Raw genomic sequence first — 20,046 nt, 5'->3', positions numbered from 1 at the left:
CAAAGGCCGGGGACGGCTCGAAAGCCCTCCCCGGCCCCTGCCGGTGTTCAACTCTTCAGCGAACCTGGTCCACGTCGACGAGGTCGACCCGGATTCCACGTCCACCGATGGCACCCACGACGGTACGCAGGGCGCGCGCGGTGCGGCCGTTGCGGCCGATCACCTTGCCGAGGTCGTCGGGGTGAACCCGGACCTCCAGCACGCGTCCACGGCGCAGATCGCGCGAGGCGACCTGCACATCGTCGGGGTTGTCGACGATGCCCTTCACGAGGTGCTCAAGAGCCTCCTCGAGCATGCTCAGGCCTCGGTCGACTCGGTGGACGCGGCAGCGTCGGCCGCCTCGTCCGCCTTCTTGTCCGACTTCTTGGCCTTCTGGGTGATGGCCTCACCCTTGGCCTCGTCGCCGTCCGTGGTCAGAGCCTCGAACAGGGCGCGCTTGTCAGCCTTGGGCTCCGGCTGCAGGAGCGGCGCGGGGGCCGGGAGACCCTTGTGGGCCTGCCAGTCACCGGTGAGCTTCAGGATCGCGAGGACGGGCTCGGTCGGCTGGGCGCCGACGGACAGCCAGTACTGCGCGCGCTCCGCGTTGACCTCGATACGGGAAGGGTTCTGCACCGGGTGGTACAGACCGATCTCCTCGATGGCCCGGCCGTCACGGCGGGTACGGGAGTCGGCGACGACGATGCGGTAGTGAGGCGAACGGATCTTGCCCAGACGCTTCAGCTTGATCTTGACTGCCACGGAAGTGGTCTCTCCTGGTCTGTGACGTGGTTGGGCACAAAAGATGCCACGTGGGGTTGCGGTACTCGGGTGCCCGATGGACGCGTCAGCCGGAGGAGAGAGGGGTCCTGTGCGACTGTCGAGTACAGCTGACCATTGTGCCACACCGCATGGGGTCACCCCACCGCGACCGCCGCTTCCGGGATGCGGAAGGGCTTGCCGCATCCGCCGCAGACGATCGGCGCCTGGGCGAGGACGGACGGGACGACGCGGACGTTGCGGCCGCAGTCGCAGACGGCCTTGACCCGCACCCCTCCCCCGGACGAGCCGTGCCGGGCGGCGGGACCGCGGAACGAGCGCTTGGTGTCCGCGGCGGTGGCGACGGTGTGCGCCTTGAGCGCACGCTGCAGCCGCTCCGTCGTGGGACGGTATCTGCGTTTGGCCTCGGGATTCAGCGTCACCAGCGAGAATCCGCTGCTGGGGTGGGGCTCCTCGGCGTGGTCGAGGCCCAGCTCCTCGGCGATCGCGAGGAAGCGTCGGTTGTGGTAGCGGCCCGCGCGGGAGGTGTCCCGGACACCTCTGGCCGCGGCGATGCCGTGGACTGCCTCATGGAGCAGCCGTTCGAAGGAGAGCTCGGCGCCACAGGCGGACGAGGACTCTCCGATCAGGGACTCTGGCGCGGCAAGATCGGGCAGCTCGGGGTGGTACCGCTGAATGTCGGCCCACGCCTGTGCCAGCTCTGCGGCAAGTACAGGTGGTGTCGTGCTCACGTCGTGACAACGAGCCTGAGTGCCCCGGTGTTCCTATTCCGGGGCATCCCAAATAATTTGCACGTACCAGTCAGTTGCCCTTGATGCCCCGCGACGAGGGCGGGTGCGCAGATCAGCGGAGAAGTGTCACAGCTCGCACCAAGCCGGGACGTAGCGGCGCGTACGCACCGGCGTGGACCCGGCACCCTCAGGGGACATTACCCGGCGCGGAGCGCGGGCGGCACACCCGCGGCGGCGCGGGCGCGGAGCGCTCGACGTGCTGCGCCCCGTGTGTCGGGTAAGACTGTGAGGAAGCGAGCGGCCGGCGCATCGCACCCCGGCGTCCACGCGCACCGCGCGACGCCGGGGGCGCACGACCGGAGCACGCGGTCAATGTGATCCCACCCCGTCCGACCCCTGGACGGGACCGCCGATGCGGAGTTCCCTGACATACGGGGGCTGTGGGCACACATACACAGCACACAGACATGGGGGACCTCACTCGGGCACGACCGACCTCACGGCGGATTGGGGCGCATTCCATGACACCAACGCTCGTCCGGCACCACAGGTACGCGGACTCGTCCGCCCCGGTGGACGCCGGTACCCGCGCCCGTGACTGGGCCGAGATCCAGGAGCGCATGCTCGCGCCCCTCTACGAGGCGGTGTACGAGCGCCTCGAGGTCGGCTCCGGCACGCGGATGCTCTCCCTCGACTGCGGTTCCGGGCTCGCGCTGCTGATCGCGGCGTCACGCGGGGCACGCGTCACCGGCGTCGACAGCGATCCGGAACGGCTCGCCCTGGCCCGGGAGCGCCTCCTGGGCGGCACGGGGCAGGAGGCCGGGAGCGGGGCTCCGCGGGCCAGGCTCGTGGACAGCGTCGCGGCGGCGGCCGCGGACCGCCCGGCGCCGTACAACCTGCTGACCGCGTTCCAGCCGATCGGCTGCGCGGACGGTGACTCCGAGGGGCTCGCGCCCGCGCTGGCCTCGGCGGTGCCGCTGGCCGTGCGCGGGACCACGGTGGTGCTGGCCGGCTGGGGCCCGCCGGAGCGGTGTGCCACGGCTCCGGTGCTCCGGGTCGCGGCCCGGCTCACGGAGTCGGCGCGCGCCCCGCGTCCCCAGGCCGGCTGGCGGCCGGCGCTGCGCGACGACCTGGAGGACGTGGCGGCCAGGGCGGGACTGAAGCCGGACGGCTCGGGACGGGTGTCCTGCCCGTTCGGCTACGCGGACGTGGACAGCGCCGTACGCGGGCTGCTGTCGACCGGCCTGTTCGACGCCGCCGTACGCGCCACGGACCGCGCCCAGGTCGAGAAGGAGGTCGCGGAGGCCCTGCATCCGCACCTGCGGGCCGACGGCACGGTGTGGATGCCGAACGTCTTCCGCTACCTGGTGTGCGTGACCTGACGGGAACACGAAGGGGCGCCCCGCCGGGGCGCCCCTCGTCCGTGTGCGACGGGCCGGTCAGCCCATGAACTTCTTGAACTCGTCGGGGAGTTCGAAGTTCTTCTCCTCCTGCGCGGGCAGGTTGAACGCGCCGCCCTGCGCAGCCTGCTCCCGGCGGGCCGCCTCGGCCTGCTCCTCGGCCTTGCGCTTCATCGGGTTACCGCTCTTGCGCTTGCCCTTGGCCTGCTTGACCTGCTTCTTCTGACGGCCGGGACCGCCACCCATCCCCGGCATGCCGGGCATTCCCGGCATGCCGCCGCCCTGGGCCATCTTCGACATCATCTTGCGCGCCTCGAAGAAGCGCTCCACGAGGTTCTTCACCGCGGAGACCTCGACACCCGAGCCCTTGGCGATACGGGCCCGGCGCGAGCCGTTGATGAGCGTGGGCTCGGCGCGCTCCTTCGGGGTCATCGACTTGATGATCGCGGCCGTGCGGTCCACGTCGCGTTCGTCGATGTTGTTGATCTGGTCCTTGATCTGCCCCATTCCGGGCAGCATCCCGAGCAGCTTGGAGATGGAGCCCATCTTCCTGACCTGCTCCATCTGCGCCAGGAAGTCGTCGAGCGTGAAGTCCTTGCCCTTGCTGGACGCCAGCTTGGAGGCCATTTTGGCGGCCTCTTCCTGGCTGAAGGTCTTCTCCGCCTGCTCGATCAGGGTGAGCAGGTCGCCCATGTCGAGAATGCGGGACGCCATGCGGTCGGGGTGGAAGGCGTCGAAGTCCTCGAGCTTCTCACCGTTCGACGCGAACATGATCTGCTTGCCCGTGACGTGGGCGATCGACAGGGCCGCACCGCCGCGGGCGTCACCGTCGAGCTTGGAGAGCACCACACCGTCGAAGCCGACGCCGTCACGGAACGCCTCGGCGGTGTTGACCGCGTCCTGGCCGATCATCGCGTCGACGACGAAGAGGATCTCGTCGGGGCTGACGGCGTCACGGATGTCGGCGGCCTGCCGCATCAGTTCCTCGTCGATGCCGAGCCGGCCGGCGGTGTCGACGATGACGATGTCGTGGACCTTGGCCTTGGCGAACTCGACGGAGTCCTTGGCCACCTTGACCGGGTCGCCCACGCCGTTGCCCGGCTCCGGCGCGTACACCGCGACACCGGCGCGGTCGGCGACGACGCTCAGCTGGTTGACGGCGTTGGGGCGCTGGAGGTCGCACGCGACGAGCAGCGGGGAGTGTCCCTGGGCCTTGAGCCAGAGGCCGAGCTTTCCGGCGAGGGTGGTCTTACCGGCACCCTGGAGACCCGCGAGCATGATCACGGTGGGCGGGTTCTTCGCGAACCTCAGCCGCCGGGTCTCGCCGCCGAGGATGCCGACGAGCTCCTCGTTGACGATCTTGACGACCTGCTGGGCGGGGTTCAGCGACTGGGAGACCTCGGCGCCGCGCGCGCGCTCCTTGACGCTGGCGATGAACGCACGGACGACGGGGAGGGCGACATCGGCCTCGAGCAGGGCGATACGGATCTCGCGAGCCGTGGCGTCGATGTCCGCCTCGGACAAGCGGCCCTTGCCCCTGAGGTTTTTGAAAGTCGCGCTAAGGCGGTCGGAGAGAGTATCGAACACGGCGCTCGTCGGTCCTCAGGGTCGGGGGCGGGGCAGGTCAATCGCCCTCCAGGGTATCCGGACCCCGGAGAACGCAAAGCCCTCGCCCGTTTCTCGTGACGAACGGGCCCGGGGCCGGGGCTCAGCCCAGCTCCTTCTCGACCTCCCCGGCCACCTCGACGGCCCGTTCCGGGTGCAGCGGCGCGCCTTCGGCGTCCGTGACGTAGAAGGCGTCCACGGCGTTCGCCCCGAGCGTGGAGACATGGGCGCTGCGCACCCGCACCGCACTCCGCTCCAGCGCCCGGCCGATCCGGTGCAGCAGCCCCGGGGCGTCCTGGGCGCGGACCTCGATGACCGTGGCCAGCCGCGATCCGGCCGCGGCGACGGTCACCCTGGGCGGCGGGGCCTTCACCCCGCGCCGCCGGGGATAGGCGGCCTCGCGTTCGGCGAGCCTGGCCCGGATGTCGAGGGAGCCGTCCAGGGCGCGTACGAGGTCGGCGCGGAGCCTGGCGGCCTGCGGGAGCGAACCGTACTCGGCCGCCACGCGCCAGCTGAGGACCAGCAGATCGGCCGTGTCCCCCAGTTCGGTGGGGAGTTCGACGGCCCGCAGGTCGGCGGCGCGGACGGTGAGGCGGTGCAGGGCCAGCACCCCGGCGGCGGCGGGCAGCACTCCGGGGCGGTCGGGCAGGGCGATGAGGAGTTCGACGCCGACGGGCTCGGGTCCGCCGTCCTCGGAGGGCGCTTCCGGCCGGGTGTGCAGCGACAGTACGGGTTCTCCGGTGCGCAGGGCCTCGACGGCCAGACGCTCCTGCTCGGCGCTGGGGGCGAGCGGTTCCGGCACCGGCGGTTCCTCCCCGGCGAGGAGCGCGGCGACGCGCCCGACGAGGTCGGCGACGAGCGAGGCGCGCCAGGCACTCCAGGCGGCGGGGCCGGTGGCCAGCGCGTCGGCCTCGGTGAGCGCGTGCAGGAGCTCCAGGGTCGAGGCGCTGCCGACGGCGGTGGCGACGTTGCGCACGGTCGCCGGGTCGTCGAGGTCGCGCCGGGTGGCCGTGTCGACGAGCAGCAGGTGATGGCGTACGAGTGCGGCCAGGACGCCGGCGTCCTGCTTGTCGAAGCCGATGCGGGTCGCCATGTCGCGGGCGATGACCTCGCCCGCCACGGAGTGGTCCCCGGGCCATCCCTTTCCGATGTCGTGCAGCAGGGCCGCGACGAGGAGGAGGTCGGGGCGGCCGACCCGGCGGGTGAGATGGGACGCGCGGACGGCCGTCTCGACGAGGTGGCGGTCGACGGTCCAGGTGTGGACGGGGTTGCGCTGCGGCCGGCAGTGGACCCTCTCCCAGTCGGGCAGCAGGCGGGTGATGATGCCTTCCGACTCCAGGGCCTCCCAGACCCCCACGGTCGCCTCCCCGGCACCGAGCAGGGTGACGAGCTCCTCGCGGGCCTGGGGAGGCCACGGCACGGGCAGCGGCTGGGCGGCGGTGCTCAGGTGGCGCACGAGGTGGCGGGAGAGCGGCAGTCCGGCCTCGGCCGCCGCGGCCGCGGCGCGGAGGGTGAGCACGGGATCGCGTTCCGGGCGTGCGGTGCGGGCGAGGACGACCTCGCCGTCCGCCTCGACGACCCCGTCGGCGAGCGGGGTGCGTTCGGGAGCGGCCTTGGCGCCCCCGCCGAGGAGGGCCCGCAGCCGGGGGCGTGCCGAGCGGGAGCGCAGGACGCGGTTGACCTCGCGCCAGGTGACGTCGGTGGCGTACGAGACGGTCCGCGCGGCTTCGTACACCTGGCGCAGCAGGGCGTCGGCATCGAGGAGGCCGAGGGCCGCGGCCACCTGGTCCTGTTCCTGCAGGGCGAGGCGGTCGGTGGCGCGTCCGGTCGTGAGGTGGAGCGCGTCGCGGGCGTCGAGCAGGGTGCGCCGGGCCTCGGCGAGCCCTTCGCGGGGGGCGTCGGCGACCCAGGACGCCGCGACCGCGCGCAGGGCGGTCGCGTCGCGGAGGCCTCCGCGGGCCTCCTTGAGATCGGGTTCGAGGAGGAACTGCAGCTCGCCCATGCGTTCGGCGCGCTCGCGGCAGAGCTCGTCGAGGGCCGGCAGGCGCTTGGGGGCCTGGTTCCGCCAGTCGGCGAGGACCGCGGTGCGCAGTCCGGCGACGAGGCCGATGTCACCGGCGACGGGGCGCGCGTCGAGCAGCCCGAGCTGCACCTTCAGGTCCTCCGCCGCGGTGCCGCGTGCCTCGCCCGGGGTGCGTACGGAGTGGTCGAGGGCGAGGCCGAGGTCCCAGACCGGGTACCAGACGGCGTCGGCGAGGGCGGCGACAGCCGAGGCGTCGGCGGTACCGTCGTGCAGGAGCAGGAGGTCGAGGTCGCTGCGGGGGGAGAGTTCACCGCGGCCGTATCCGCCGACGGCGACGAGGGCCGCTCCCCGTACGCCCGCCCGGCGGGCGGCCGTGGTGAAGAGTCCGGTCAGCCAGTCGTCGGTGAGCCGGGCGAGGGCCGCACGGCGCGGCGGCCCGGACCGCGCCTCCTCCTGGAGGAGGCGCAGCCGGGCCGCCGCATAGCCGCTGGGTCCCGAGTCCTCGGATTCGGTGGTCACTTCGGTGCTCGTCACCCGGCTGCCTTTCCGTTCACAGGGACCGTCGGTCAGAGTGCGTCCGGGCCGCGTTCGCCCGTCCGTACGCGGATGGCGGTGTCGACCGGGACGCTCCAGACCTTTCCGTCACCGATCTTGCCCGTCCTGGCGGCCTTGACGACCACGTCGATGAGCTGTTCGGCGTCCTCGTCCTCGACCAGCACCTCGATGCGGATCTTGGGGACGAGGTCGACGGTGTACTCGGCGCCCCGGTAGACCTCGGTGTGGCCGCGCTGGCGCCCGTAGCCGCTGGCCTCCGTGACCGTGAGGCCCTGGACGCCGAAGGCCTGGAGGGCCTCCTTGATCTCGTCCAGCCGGTGCGGCTTCACGACTGCGGTGATGAGCTTCATGCGTCCACCTTCTTGTTCGTCGGGGCTGCCCCGTTACCGGGCGCCGATGCCGTGGTGCGCGGGGCGGAGCCGCCGCCCGCACCGCTGAAGTCGTAGGCGGTCTCGGCGTGCTCGACCTGGTCGATGCCGGAGATCTCGTCGTCCTCGCTGACGCGCATCCCGATGGTCTTGTCGAGGACGAGGGCGAGGACCGCGGAGACGACCAGAGAGTATGCGAGGACCGCGAAGACACCGACGGCCTGCTTGCCGAGCTGGTCGAGTCCGCCGCCGTAGAAGAGGCCCTTGACGTCGGACTGCACGCCGCCGGTGGCGAAGAAGCCGATGAGCAGGGAGCCGAGGACACCGCCGACGAGGTGGACGCCGACGACGTCGAGCGAGTCGTCGTAGCCGAACCTGTACTTCAGGCCGACCGCCATGGCGCACAGGACACCGGCGATGACACCGATCGCGATGGCGCCGAGCGGGCTGACCGCACCGCCCGCCGGGGTGATGGCGACGAGGCCCGCGACGGCGCCGGAGGCGGCACCGAGGGTGGTGAACGAGCCGTGGCGGACCTTCTCGTAGGCGAGCCAGCCGAGCACCGCCGCACCGGTGGCGACCTGGGTGTTGACGAACATGACGGCACCGACACCGTCGTCGTTGCCGAGCCACGAGCCGGCGTTGAAGCCGAACCAGCCGAACCACAGGAGAGCCGCGCCGAGCATGACGAGCGGCAGGCTGTGCGGCCGCATCGGGTCCTTCTTGAAGCCGACCCGCTTGCCGATGACGAGGATCACGCCGAGGGCGGCGGCACCCGCGTTGATGTGGACGGCCGTACCACCGGCGAAGTCGATGACACCGAGCTCGAAGAGCCAGCCGCCGGCACCCCAGACCCAGTGGGCGACCGGGAAGTAGACCACCGTGACCCAGAGGGTGATGAACAGGGCCCAGGACGTGAACTTGACCCGGTCCGCGAGGGCGCCGCTGATGAGGGCGGGCGTCAGGACGGCGAACATCAGCTGGAAGACCGCGAAGACGTACACCGGGATGGTGTAGCCGCCCCACAGTTCGGTGACCCCGATCCCGCTGAGGCCGACGTAGTCCGAGCTCCATCCGATGACGGAGCCGACGTCGGTGCCGAACGCGAGACTGAATCCGTAGAGCACCCACAGGACCGTGACGATCCCGAGGCTGATGAAGCTCATCATCAGCATGTTCAGGGTGCTCTTGACGCGGACCATGCCTCCGTAGAAGAAGGCGAGACCCGGGGTCATGAGCATCACCAGAGCGGTGCAGATGAGCATGAACCCTGTGTTGGCGGCAGACAGCTCGGGGGCGTCTGCGGCAAGCGTCGTGATGCCTGGGGGCATCGGCGTCTCCTCGTCGTCGGTGCGGCCTCGTGCGGGGGTGCGGGACCACGGTGAAAAGGTGCGGGCCGGTTATGCGCCATGACATTCGCGCAACGCGGTTTCCACGAATGCCGCACGATGTTTCGCCGCAGTGACGAAGGGAGCCCACGTGTTACGTACCGATGAACCACCGGTGCCGGACCCGGTGCGCTGCCTACCATGCCCGCAGCGCCGCATACGGTGCGGGCGGGACGCCCCGGGACGTGAACCGGCCACGGCAGCGACCCGCTGACCTGGCGATGGGGGAGCCGAGTCGGGTGGTACGGGGCGGCTGTCGTGGCCGGTGGTCCGGGATGCCGGTCAGACCGCTTCGGCGGTCTCCGGGAGCTGCTCGGTGAGCAGGTCGGTGAGCCGGGCGACCTCGGGGATGTCACCGAAGTCCCTGGCAGCGGTGTCGACGGTCTTGCGGAGCCTGGTGTTGACGCGCTCCGATCTCACCTTCCTGGCGATCTTCAGGGCCCGGGTGGCCAGCACGGTCGACTCCTCCGGCTCGCGCTTGAGGAGATGCACCGTGGCCATGCCGATCAGATTCAGGGCGTAGGACCTCTGGTGCTCGTCGTCGTCCCCGAAGAGGTCCACGGCGCGGGCCATGACGGGCTCCGCGAGTGAGGCGTAGGTGGGGCTGCGGCCTGCCACATAGGCGAGGTCACGGTAGGAGTGGGCGTTCTCGCCGTGCAGCTCCGCGTCGGAGAAGAAGCGGATCCAGTCGGGCTCGGGCTCGTCGTCGAGCACGGCGTCGGCGAAGGTGTCCTCGGCCATCCGGACGGCTCGCTTGCACCTGCTCGGCTGGCCCATGTTGGCGTAGGCGCGCGCCTCCATCGCATACAGCATGGCCTGGGTCCTGGCGGTGGCGCACTCCCGGCTCCCGTACTGGGCGAGGTGGATGAGCTCCAGTGCGTCGTCGGGCCGGCCGAGGTGGATCATCTGCCGGCTCATGCTGGAGAGGATGTACGAGCCGAGCGGCTTGTCCCCCGCCTCCTTGGAGGCGTGCAGGGCGAGGACGAAGTACTTCTGCGCGGTGGGCTGGAGGCCCACGTCGTAGCTCATCCAGCCCGCCAGCTCGGCCAGCTCGGCGGCACAGCGGAACAGCCGCTTCGAGGTGGCCTCGGGCTGGGGCTCCTGCAGCAGGTCGGTGACCTCGTGCAGCTGGCCGACGACGGCCTTGCGGCGCAGTCCGCCGCCGCACTGGGCGTCCCACTGGCGGAACATCGCGGTGGTGGACTCCAGCAGGTCGAGCTCCGGCCCGGAGAGGCGGGAGGGGCGGCTGGCGGCGGACTGGCGCTCGGGTTCGCCCTGCGCCGTCGGAGCCACGGGCACCAGCCAGCGCTGCATGGGTTCGATGAGGGTGGGCCCCGCGGCCAGGGCGAGGGAGCTGCCGAGGAATCCGCGCCGGGCGAGCATGAGGTCGCTGCGGGAGAACTCGCTGAGGAGGGCCACGGTCTGGGGGCCGGCCCAGGGCAGGTCCACGCCCGCCACCGAGGGTGCCTGGTGGGCGGCGCGCAGTCCGAGGTCCTCGATGGCGACCACCGTGCCGAAGCGCTCGGAGAAGAGCTCCGAGAGGATGCGCGGGATCGGCTCGCGGGGCTGCTCGCCGTCGAGCCAGCGGCGTACCCGGGAGGTGTCGGTGCTGATGTGGTGGGCGCCCATCTGGCGTGCCCGGCGGTTCACCTGCCGTGCGAGTTCCCCCTTGGACCAGCCGCTGCGCACGAACCACGACCCCAACTGCCCGTTGGAGCGCTTCCCGGCATTCGCCTCGACCGCGCCGCTGCCACTCACTGGAACGCCCCCATCCCGCTGAAACCTCGTCGCGCGAACCTCTATCAGAATGCCGTGCCTCGGTGCCGTCTGTACGCGCGTTGCGCACCATCGAACAGATCATCGGATTGCCTGGGGCATACCCAGGCGCACATGCAATTGCAGGTTCGAGTACCGACGGTAATCCTACGATCACCGCCACCGCGAGGGTGATTGCTGAAACGCCACCATTCGCCACCCCTTCGGATGAACCCGCGCCGGGCAGTCCGCGATTGACTTGACAGACCGCGATCAGCAGCAGGCGGAGTGAAGCGTTCTGGGGCGCGGGAGCCGCATCACGCACCCCTTGAACGCCACCCCGCGCGCCGCCGGTTCCGGGCGGCCGCGGATGCCTTCGGGGACTCCGGGTCGTAACCACCGGTGACTCGGACCCGTTGGAGGGGGCATGGGCTTCACGATCGGCGGCATCCGGGAGATGCGCCCGGGCGGCGCGCGGCGGCGCGGCCGTGCGGGCGGGGCGACGGCGGTGGCCGAGTACACGGGACTGTGGGGCTGGGCCGTGACGCCCGGCGCGCGGGCGGCGGCGGGCGTCTGCTCCTGCGGCGATCCGGAGTGCGCGGCCCCCGGCGCCCACCCGCTGGGCTTCGCGCCGGAAGTCCCGCCCGGCGCCACCCTCGGCATGGCCGCGGACGCCTGGGCCGAGGTGCCGGGCGCGTCGGTGCTCCTCCCCGTCGGCCGGAGCTTCGACGTGCTCGACGCGCCCGAGACCGCCGGCCGCCGCGCCCTGGTCCGGATGGAGCGCATGGGGCTCCCCCTGGGGCCGGTGGCGGTGACCCCGACGGGGCGCGCGCAGTTCTTCGTCGCCCCGGGGGCCGCCGCGGGGCTGCCCGGACTGCTCTACCGGATGGGCTGGGACGACGCGGACCTGGATCTGCGGGCGCTCGGCGCGGGCACGTACATCACGGCTCCGCCCTCGGACCTCGGCGGCCTCGGCCCCGTCCGCTGGCTCCGGCCCCCGGCGCCAGGGACGGCCGCCGCTCCCCCGCAGGCCAGGCTGCTGCTCGGCACCCTCGCCTACATATGTCACCGGTGGTGAGCGCCGAAGGGCGGTGACCCCCTCGGGTCCACCGCCCTTCGCATGCGCTCCGCGCCCCGGTCAGTCGCCGATCAGCGCGTCCACGAAGGCGCCCGGCTCGAACGGGGCCAGGTCGTCCGGACCCTCGCCGAGGCCGATGAGCTTCACCGGCACCCCCAGCTCGCGCTGCACGGCGATGACGATGCCGCCCTTGGCGGTGCCGTCCAGCTTGGTGAGGACGATGCCGGAGATGTCGACCACCTCGGCGAACACCCGCGCCTGCACCAGGCCGTTCTGCCCGGTGGTGGCGTCCAGGACGAGCAGGATCTCGTCGAGCGGGCCGTGCTTCTCCACGACGCGCTTGACCTTGCCGAGCTCGTCCATCAGACCGGTCTTGGTGTGGAGCCGGCCCGCCGTGTCGATGAGCACCACGTCGGCGCCCTCGGCGATGCCCTCCTTCACCGCGTCGAAGGCGATCGACGCCGGGTCGCCGCCCTCGGGACCGCGCACCGTGCGTGCGCCGACGCGCTCGCCCCAGGTCTGGAGCTGGTCGGCGGCGGCCGCGCGGAAGGTGTCCGCGGCGCCGAGGACCACGCTGCGGCCGTCGGCGACGAGCACGCGGGCGAGCTTGCCCGTCGTGGTCGTCTTGCCGGTGCCGTTGACGCCGACGACCATGACGACGCCGGGGGTCTCCGCGCCGCCCTCCGTCTTCACCTCGCGGTCGAGACCGGGACCGAGCAGGGTGATGAGCTCCTCCCGCAGGAGGGCGCGCAGCTCGTCGGGCGTACGGGTACCGAGGACACGGACCCGCTCACGCAGGCGCTCCACGAGCTCCTGGGTGGGAGCCACGCCGACGTCGGCGGTGAGGAGGGTGTCCTCGATCTCCTCCCAGGTGTCCTCGTCGAGGTTGTCGCGGGACAGGAGCGTGAGCAGTCCCTTGCCCAGGGAGTTCTGCGAACGGGCGAGCCGGGTGCGCAGCCGGACCAGGCGGCCCGCGGTGGGCTCGGGTACTTCGAGTTGGGGGATCTCCGGTTCGAGGACGACCGGGGTGTCCTCGACGGGAGTCCCGGTTCCGGGGAGACCGACCTCCTCGACGGTGCGCCGCGCTTCGTCGCGCGACGTCTCGGCTTCCTCACCGACACGGGGCTCGGCGGGAGGAGTGATGGTCGGCGTGCTCGACGGTGCCGAGGGCGGCAGCTGCTTCTTCTTGCGGCTGCTGACCACGAGCCCGCTGATCAGGCCGACGGCGACCAGGGCGATGACTACAGCAAGGATGACGATGTCCATAACGTGTCCAGTATCGGCCACGGCCGCGGCACGGGCGTGGTTCCGGACGGCGGCAGGGGAGACCGTCGGGGCGGTATGCCACTTTTGGGGGTAAAGGTACGCTTCTGCCCGTGGAGAGCCGCGGCCTGGATCCCGTCCCCGACGCCGAGCGCAGCGGCCGGGTCCGCGCCCTGTTCCCCACCTGGGTGACGGCGAACCTGACGGTGCTGCTGCTGATCGTGGGCGCCGGGCTCACCGTCTTCAACGGGCTGAACCTGTGGCAGGTGCTGGTGGTGGGATTCGCCGCACCCCTGCTCTCGTTCGGGCTCGTCGGCCTCGTGTCGATCACGGGCAAGCGCGGCGGCGCTCCCGGCATGGCGCTGTCCCGTGCGGTGTTCGGGCAGCGCGGCAACCTCCTGCCGGGGTCCGTCCTGTGGGTGGCCCGCTGGGGGTGGGAGACCGTCAACGCGGTCACGGGTTCCTACGCGCTGCTGGCCGTGCTCGACCTGCTGTTCGGTCTGCGCAGGAGCCACACGCTGATCCTGCTGACCCTGACGGCCTTCGTGGGCGCGGGCTTCCTGGTCTCGGGCCTCGGTTTCCGGGCCCTGCGGCTGTGCTCCCGGGCCTCCGCCTGGCTGTTCGGCGGCGCGAGCCTGCTCGTGCTGGGCCACCTCGCCGTCTCGGCCCCCTGGCGGTCCGTCCTCGACCGGCCGCCGGGCCCTGCGGCGCTGCTGGTCGCGGGGATCGGGACGCTGGCGGCCGGAGGGATCAGCTGGGTCCCGTCCGCCCCCGACTTCGCCCGCTACCTGCCGCGCTCCGCATCCGGCCCCGGGCTGGTCTGCGCGGCCGTGGGCGGAGCACTCGTCACCGTGCTGCCGATGGTGGCGATGGGTTCGGTGATGGCCGTGAGCTCTCCCGGGCTGGCGGTCACGACGGACCCGGTCTCCTTCATCGGCGACCTGCTGCCCAGGTGGATCTCCGTGCCCTACCTCCTGGCCGCCGTGCTCGGCATGGTGCTGATCAACGCGATGTCCATGTACTCCGCCGGCTTCACCGCGCAGACGCTCGGCTTCACGATTCCCCGGGCCTGGGCCGTGGGCGTGAACGCCGGGATCAGCCTGCTGCTCGGCGGGCTCCTGATGCTCGTGGCGACGAACTTCCTCGACGCGTTCCTGTCGTTCCTGACCCTGCTCGGCGTGACGTTCTCCGCCTGGATCGGGGTCTTCGGCGTGGACGCGCTCCGCGGCCGCACGTACGACCCGGTGGCGCTCCTGGACACCGCGCCGGGCAGCGGTTACTGGTACGCCGGGGGGTTCAGCCGCCCGGCCGTGGGCGCGTGGGCCGTCGCCCTCGTGACGGGGCTGCTCTTCACGGACGTCGAGTGGTTCAGCGGGCCGCTCGCCTCCACCTGGGTGGGGCGGAGCGGCCTGGGCTGGGCGGCCACGGCCCTCGTATCGGCGGGTGTCTACGCACTGCTGCCGCGTCCCGTCGACGCCGCGGGCGTCCGGCCCGCCGTCTTCTGACACCGCCCCCGGTGCCGGACCGCGTCCACCGCACGACGCTGCCCCGGGGCGGCACGGGCCGGACCGGGGCAGCGGGACGAGGAGCGGGCCGGCAGGGGGTCAGCCCATCTCCTCCAGCGCCTTGCCCTTGGTCTCCTTCACGAACAGGAGCACGAAGGGGATCGAGAGCACGGCGAAGCAGGTGTAGATGATGTAGGTGCCCGAAAGGTTCCAGTCGGCCAGGCTCGGGAAGCTCGCCGTGATCGCCCAGTTGGCGATCCACTGCGCCGACGCGGCGACACCGAGCGCGGCGGCACGGAGCCGGTTCGGGAACATCTCCCCGAGGAACACCCAGACCACGACGCCCCACGAGAGGGCGAAGAAGAGCACGAACACGTGGGCGGCGATCAGGGCGACGGTGCCCTCGGTGTTCGGCAGCTTGCCGTCCACCAGATCCGCGGAGAACGCCCACGCCTCGAACGCCAGGGCGACGGCCATACCGACCGAGCCGACGAGCGCGAGCGGCCTGCGGCCGACACGGTCCACCAGGACCATGGCGATCACGGTGCCGATGATGTTGACGATCGACGTCGTGAACGAATAGAAGAAGGAGTCGGTCGGGTCGATGCCGACGGACTGCCACAGGGTCGCCGAGTAGTAGAAGGCGACGTTGATGCCGACGAGCTGCTGGAAGACCGAGAGGCCGATACCGACCCACACGATCGGGAGGAAGCCGAAGCGGCTTCCGAGCAGGTCGCTGAACTTGGACTTGTGTTCGCGGCGCATGGCCGTCTCGATCTCGTTCACGCGTGCGTCGAGGTCGACGTTCTTGCCCTCGACCTCTTCGAGGATCTTCCGCGCCCGGTCCCTCTTGCCGACGGAGATCAGGAAGCGCGGTGATTCGGGGATGGCGAAGGACAGCAGCCCGTAGAGGATCGCGGGGAGGACCATCACACCGAGCATCCACTGCCAGGCCTCGAAGCCGGCGAGATCGCCCCGCTGGTCGCCGTCGGCCATCTGCAGGATGCCGTAGTTGACCAGCTGCGAGATGGCGATGCCGATGACGATGGCTGCCTGCTGGAAGGAGCCGAGGCGGCCGCGGTAGGCGGGCGGCGAGACCTCTGCGATGTAGGCCGGGCCGATGACCGAGGCCATGCCGATCGCGAAGCCGCCGATGATCCGCCACATGGCGAGGTCCCAGAGGGCGAACGGCAGCGCCGACCCGATGGCGCTGATGGTGAACAGCACCGAGGAGATCTGCATGCAGCGGATACGGCCGATGCGGTCGGCGATGCGTCCCGCGGTGGCCGCGCCGATCGCACAGCCGATCAGGGCGATGGCGATGACCTGCGCGAGCGTGCCCGACCCGATGTCGTAACGGTCACGGATGGCTTCGACCGCACCGTTGATGACGGAACTGTCGTAGCCGAAGAGGAAGCCGCCCATCGCCGCGGCCGCCGTGATGAAGATGACATGGCCGAGATGCTCCGGGTGGGCATCCCGGGCTCCGGACTCCGGTCCGCGCGGTGTGCTGGTCACATGAACTCCTGGTACCTGGCCGCAACGTCAGGTGTGGGGGGTGAGCCCTCTTAGTGGCGCACAACACCTCGCCGACCACCACTTGAAGCTAAAAGTGGTGGTGCTGGAGTTGTGCATTCAAATCTTGAAGTGAAGATGCGCCTCCGGCGAAGGCGTGGCTCACGTCTGCCCAGGAATTGCCGCATCACACTGTGAAGTGTTGAAGATCGAGCACAGAGGGTCCGGCATGCGGTCAGGCCGGGCGGCGCGCTTCCCGGCGAATCCGCTGGCTGATCACCTTCGACACCCCGTCACCCTGCATCGAGACCCCGTACAGCGCGTCGGCGACCTCCATCGTCCGCTTCTGATGCGTGATCACGATGAGCTGGGAGCTCTCCTGGAGCTCCTCCATGATGCGGATCAGACGCTGCAGATTGGTGTCGTCCAGGGCCGCCTCGACCTCGTCCATCACGTAGAACGGGCTGGGCCGCGCCTTGAAGATGGAGACCAACAGGGCAACGGCCGTAAGGGATCGCTCGCCTCCCGACAGCAGCGAGAGACGCTTGACCTTCTTGCCCGGCGGCCGGGCCTCCACATCCAGGCCGGTCGTCAGCATGTTGTCCGGATCGGTGAGGACCAGCCGTCCCTCGCCCCCCGGGAAGAGCCGCGAGAAGACGCCCTCGAATTCACGGGCGGTGTCGCGGAACGCCTCGGTGAACACCTGCTCGACCCGCTCGTCGACCTCCTTGATGACCTGCATCAGGTCGGCCCTGGTCTTCTTCAGGTCTTCGAGCTGCTCGGAGAGGAACTTGTGCCGTTCTTCCAGTGCCGAGAACTCCTCCAGGGCGAGCGGATTCACCTTCCCGAGTTGCTGATACGCCCGTTCGGCCGTCTTCATCCTCTTCTCCTGCTCGGCCCTGACGAAGGGCTTCGGAAGGTTGCGCGGGTGCCCGGGATCGGCCGGCAGCTCCTCGCCCTCGGCGGCGGGCGACGGCGGCACCGGCTGTTCCGGCCCGTACTCGGCCGCCAGGGCCGCGGGCTCGACACCGAAGTCCTCCAGTGCCTTCGCCTCGACCTGTTCCATGCGCAGCCGCTTCTCGGCCCCGTGCACCTCACCGCGGTGCACCGAGTCGGTGAGCCGGTCGAGCTCGCCCTTGAGGTCACGCCCCCGGCCGCGTTCCGCGGCGAGCTCCCGCTCACGCTCCGCCTTCGCCGCCTCGGCCCGGGTCCGCTCCTCGTCCGCCCGTACGACCGAGACCTCGACATGGGCGAGCAGCTGCCGGGCTCCCGACGCCACCGCCCCGGCGACGGCGGCCTCGTGGCGCAGCCGCGCGCGGCGCCGCTCGGCCCGGGCGCGGGCCTCACGCTCGGCGCGGGCCCCCCGGTCCAGGGCGTCCGCCCGCCCGGCCAGCGCCTTGACCCGCTCCTCGTGGGTGCGGGCCTGGAGGCGTGCCTCCATCTCGGTCTGACGCGCGTTGGCACCGTCGGCGGCGAGCCGGTCCCGTACGGACGTGTCAGGCTCCTCCTCGACGGGCGTCTCCTGCGCGACCAGCAGACGCTCCGCCAGTTCCCCGGCCTCCTCGGTGGCCCGCTCCAGTGCCTCCTGCGCCCGGAGCGCGGCGGCCGTCGTGCGCTCCGCCTCCCCCACGGCACCGCGGGCCTGCCCGGCCAGCCTGCCCAGTTGCTGCGCGACCCCCGACTTCTCGCGGTCGGCGGCCCTGCGCCGCTCCCCCAGCTCCTCCACCAGGGCTGCGGCGTCACCCCGCCGCGCCCCCGCGGCACGCTGGGCCGTGGCGAGTTCCCCGCACCGCACCTCCAGCTCCGCCAGCTCGGCCGCAGCCTCGTCGACGGAGGCCTGCACCTCCAGCAGGCTGGGAGCCCCGGCGGACCCGCCGTGCGCGAAGTGGGCGCCCAGGACATCGCCGTCGGCGGTGACGGCGGTCAGGCCGGGGTGCGCCGCGACCAGTTCCTCGGCGTCCTCCAGGGTCCCGACCACGACCATGTCGCGCACCAGGCGCCGTACGCGGCCGAGCAGTTCGGCGGGCCCGTGCAGCAGCCCCGCCACCGGGGGCGCGGGACTGTCACCGGTGGCGACGGCGACGCCGGAGGGGGAGGGCACGGCCTGTCCGACGGGCGCCGCGGCGCCGTGCTCCGTCCCCGAGGCCTGCCCGGGGACCTGGCCCGTGGCGGCGCCTGCCGGCAACCCTTGCGGCGGCTCCGCCCCCTGCGCGGGCACCAGACCCGGGCCGGCGCCGCCCGGCACCAGCGCCGCACGGCCCGCGTCCTGCTTGCGCAGCAGCCGGATCGCCTCGGCGGCCGTGGCGGGGTCCGCCACCGCGATCGCGTCGGCCGCCGCGCCCAGCGCCGCCGCCACCGCGACCTCATGTCCCGGGGACACGGTGACCAGCTCGGCCAGCGGGCCGAGCAGCCCCGGCAGCCGGTCGCCCGCGCCCAGCAGCGCCCCGGTGCCGTCCTTGCGGCGGAGCCCCAGGGACAGGGCGTCGTGCCGGGCGGAGACGGCCGCGCGGCTGCGCTCCGCGGCGGTGACCGCCTCGCGCGCCGCGCTCAGGGCCGTCTCCGCCGTCGCGAGCTCCCGCTTGGCCTCGGTGTGCCGCTCGGCCAGCTCGGCGTCACCCGCGTCCATGCCCTCGACCTCGGCCTTGAGCTGCTCGTACTCCTCCTGCGCGGCTACCGCCCGCTCCTGCGCCTCGTCGCGCGAGGCCGCCAGCCGGTCGATCTCGGCCTGCGCCGAACCCGCCCGGCTGCGGGCGGCGTTGACCTGCCCGGTGAGCCGTGCGAGGCCTTCGCGCCGGTCGGCGATGGCACGGGCCGCGTCCCGCAGCGCGCGCTCCTCGGCGGCGAGCCGCCGCTCCAGCTCCGACCGGTGCGCGGTGGTGTCCTCCAGCGCGTGCTCCGCCGCTTCGAGGGCCGCCTCCAGCTCCGCCTCCTGCTCTCGGATCCGCGCGGCCTCGCGCTCCATGTCCTCGGGATCGCGCCCGCGCCGTTCCTCGTCCGGCGCGCCGGTGGCGCTCTTCACCCGGGCGTCGGCGAGCGAGATCGTGCCCCGTACCCGCTCGGCCAGCTGGGAGAGTTCGTACCAGGTCTGCTGGGCCCGCTGCAGCCGCGGCACGAGCCGCCGGACCTCGTCCTCCAGGTCCGCCTCGCGGGCGAGCGCCGCCTTGAGTCCGGCCTCGGCGGTCTCCTTGCGCTGCTTGAGCGCGGCCTCGTCGGCGATCTCGCTACGCAGTGCCTCCCGCAGTCCCACCAGGTCGTCGGCGAGGAGACGCAGCCTGGCGTCGCGGAGGTCCGCCTGGATGACGGCGGCCCTGCGGGCGACGGCCGCCTGCCGTCCGAGCGGCTTGAGCTGGCGGCGCAGTTCGTCGTTGAGGTCCTGGACACGGGCGAGGTTGGCCCCCATCGCCTCCAGCTTCCGGGCCGCCTTCTCCTTGCGCCTGCGGTGCTTGAGCACACCCGCGGCCTCCTCGATGAAGGCGCGGCGTCCGGTCGGGTCGGCGTGCAGGACGGAGTCCAGCCGGCCCTGGCCGACAATGACGTGCATCTCACGGCCGATACCGGAGTCGGAGAGGAGTTCCTGGATATCGAGCAGCCGGCAGGTGTCGCCATTGATCTGGTATTCACTGCCGCCGTTGCGGAACATGATCCGCGTGATCGTCACTTCGGCGTACTCGATGGGAAGCGCGCCGTCGGAATTGTCGATGGTCAGCGACACTTCGGCGCGGCCGAGCGGTGGCCTGCCGGTGGTGCCGGCGAAGATCACGTCTTCCATCTTGCCGCCGCGCAGTGATTTGGCACCCTGCTCACCCATGACCCAGGAGAGCGCGTCCACCACATTGGATTTCCCCGACCCATTGGGGCCGACGACGCAGGTGATCCCCGGTTCGAACCGAAGGGTCGTGGCGGAGGCGAATGATTTGAAACCACGCAGGGTCAGGGCCTTGAGGTGCACGCCGCCGGACTCTACCTTTCACTCTCGGTTTCGCTGATGAAGGTGCAGGGCACATCAGACGTTAAGCGAAGAGCGACGGGACCGGGGGCGGGCCGGGGGGAAAGAGAAAAGGGACGCCGAAGCGTCCCTTGTACATCGCGCGCGACACCGCTCAT

Annotated in this window: 14 protein-coding genes; 3 read left to right on the top strand and 11 right to left on the bottom strand. The window is 71.7% G+C overall.

Annotated elements, in window-relative coordinates; translation table 11 throughout:
- Positions 1 to 55 precede the first annotated feature (55 nt).
- The 3 genes from ACFYY2_RS25710 to ACFYY2_RS25700 all read right to left on the bottom strand — a co-directional run bounded on the left by ACFYY2_RS25710 (position 56) and on the right by ACFYY2_RS25700 (position 1,487).
- Positions 56 to 295, bottom strand: a complete 240-nt coding sequence (locus ACFYY2_RS25710; protein ID WP_014153811.1) for an RNA-binding protein — start codon at positions 293 to 295, stop codon at positions 56 to 58.
- A 2-nt stretch (positions 296 to 297) separates the two neighbouring features.
- Positions 298 to 738 (bottom strand): 30S ribosomal protein S16, encoded by a 441-nt coding sequence (rpsP, locus tag ACFYY2_RS25705; RefSeq protein WP_277331709.1) that lies wholly within the window; start codon positions 736 to 738, stop codon positions 298 to 300.
- Positions 739 to 893: 155 nt separating this feature from the next.
- Entirely contained in the window at positions 894 to 1,487 is a 594-nt protein-coding gene (locus tag ACFYY2_RS25700) for a hypothetical protein (protein WP_003965961.1), read from the bottom strand.
- A gap of 521 nt (positions 1,488 to 2,008) precedes the next feature.
- On the opposite strand from ACFYY2_RS25700, the gene ACFYY2_RS25695 reads away from it, so the two are divergent.
- Positions 2,009 to 2,869 (top strand): SAM-dependent methyltransferase, encoded by an 861-nt coding sequence (locus ACFYY2_RS25695; RefSeq protein WP_388746851.1) that lies wholly within the window; start codon positions 2,009 to 2,011, stop codon positions 2,867 to 2,869.
- 57 nt (positions 2,870 to 2,926) lie between these two features.
- Here the strand turns inward: ACFYY2_RS25695 and ffh are convergent, their stop codons facing one another.
- The 5 genes from ffh to ACFYY2_RS25670 all read right to left on the bottom strand — a co-directional run bounded on the left by ffh (position 2,927) and on the right by ACFYY2_RS25670 (position 10,584).
- Positions 2,927 to 4,474, bottom strand: coding sequence for a signal recognition particle protein (gene ffh / locus ACFYY2_RS25690; protein ID WP_388746848.1), 1,548 nt, complete (start codon positions 4,472 to 4,474; stop codon positions 2,927 to 2,929).
- Positions 4,475 to 4,595: 121 nt separating this feature from the next.
- The gene (locus tag ACFYY2_RS25685) at positions 4,596 to 7,049 is read right to left on the bottom strand and encodes a [protein-PII] uridylyltransferase (protein WP_388746845.1); all 2,454 of its coding nucleotides are present in this window, start codon (positions 7,047 to 7,049) and stop codon (positions 4,596 to 4,598) included.
- Between the two features lie 32 nt (positions 7,050 to 7,081).
- Positions 7,082 to 7,420: a P-II family nitrogen regulator gene (locus ACFYY2_RS25680; protein ID WP_033304048.1), complete on the bottom strand. Its 339-nt coding sequence runs from the start codon at positions 7,418 to 7,420 to the stop codon at positions 7,082 to 7,084.
- Entirely contained in the window at positions 7,417 to 8,769 is a 1,353-nt protein-coding gene (locus tag ACFYY2_RS25675) for an ammonium transporter (RefSeq protein WP_388746842.1), read from the bottom strand. Before ACFYY2_RS25675 ends, ACFYY2_RS25680 begins: the two co-directional genes overlap by 4 nt.
- A gap of 339 nt (positions 8,770 to 9,108) precedes the next feature.
- A complete protein-coding gene (locus ACFYY2_RS25670; protein WP_388746839.1) occupies positions 9,109 to 10,584 on the bottom strand; it encodes a hypothetical protein in 1,476 nt (491 codons plus the stop codon).
- A gap of 424 nt (positions 10,585 to 11,008) precedes the next feature.
- Here ACFYY2_RS25670 and ACFYY2_RS25665 point away from each other — a divergent pair, with 424 nt between their 5' ends.
- Entirely contained in the window at positions 11,009 to 11,659 is a 651-nt protein-coding gene (locus ACFYY2_RS25665) for a bifunctional DNA primase/polymerase (protein WP_388746836.1), read from the top strand.
- 60 nt (positions 11,660 to 11,719) lie between these two features.
- Here the strand turns inward: ACFYY2_RS25665 and ftsY are convergent, their stop codons facing one another.
- A complete protein-coding gene (ftsY, locus tag ACFYY2_RS25660) occupies positions 11,720 to 12,925 on the bottom strand; it encodes a signal recognition particle-docking protein FtsY (protein ID WP_388746833.1) in 1,206 nt (401 codons plus the stop codon).
- 110 nt (positions 12,926 to 13,035) lie between these two features.
- Here ftsY and ACFYY2_RS25655 point away from each other — a divergent pair, with 110 nt between their 5' ends.
- Positions 13,036 to 14,427: a purine-cytosine permease family protein gene (locus ACFYY2_RS25655; protein WP_388746830.1), complete on the top strand. Its 1,392-nt coding sequence runs from the start codon at positions 13,036 to 13,038 to the stop codon at positions 14,425 to 14,427.
- 99 nt (positions 14,428 to 14,526) lie between these two features.
- Here ACFYY2_RS25655 and ACFYY2_RS25650 read toward each other — a convergent pair whose 3' ends face one another.
- The gene (locus ACFYY2_RS25650) at positions 14,527 to 15,945 is read right to left on the bottom strand and encodes a sugar porter family MFS transporter (protein WP_388746827.1); all 1,419 of its coding nucleotides are present in this window, start codon (positions 15,943 to 15,945) and stop codon (positions 14,527 to 14,529) included.
- A 232-nt stretch (positions 15,946 to 16,177) separates the two neighbouring features.
- Entirely contained in the window at positions 16,178 to 19,891 is a 3,714-nt protein-coding gene (locus ACFYY2_RS25645; RefSeq protein WP_388746824.1) for an AAA family ATPase, read from the bottom strand.
- Between the last annotated feature and the right edge of the window lie 155 nt (positions 19,892 to 20,046).

The organism is Streptomyces sp. NPDC001822, assembly GCF_042892135.1.
Classification (GTDB): domain Bacteria; phylum Actinomycetota; class Actinomycetes; order Streptomycetales; family Streptomycetaceae; genus Streptomyces.
This window is presented reverse-complemented; position numbering and strand designations above follow the sequence as displayed.

Coding starts and splice junctions, on each gene's coding strand:
- ACFYY2_RS25710 (WP_014153811.1), bottom strand. CDS start 295: ATGCTCGAGGAGGCTCTTGAGCACCTCGTGAAGGGCATCGTCGACAAC.
- ACFYY2_RS25695 (WP_388746851.1), top strand. CDS start 2,009: ATGACACCAACGCTCGTCCGGCACCACAGGTACGCGGACTCGTCCGCC.
- ACFYY2_RS25680 (WP_033304048.1), bottom strand. CDS start 7,420: ATGAAGCTCATCACCGCAGTCGTGAAGCCGCACCGGCTGGACGAGATC.
- ACFYY2_RS25675 (WP_388746842.1), bottom strand. CDS start 8,769: ATGCCCCCAGGCATCACGACGCTTGCCGCAGACGCCCCCGAGCTGTCT.
- ACFYY2_RS25665 (WP_388746836.1), top strand. CDS start 11,009: ATGGGCTTCACGATCGGCGGCATCCGGGAGATGCGCCCGGGCGGCGCG.
- ftsY (WP_388746833.1), bottom strand. CDS start 12,925: ATGGACATCGTCATCCTTGCTGTAGTCATCGCCCTGGTCGCCGTCGGC.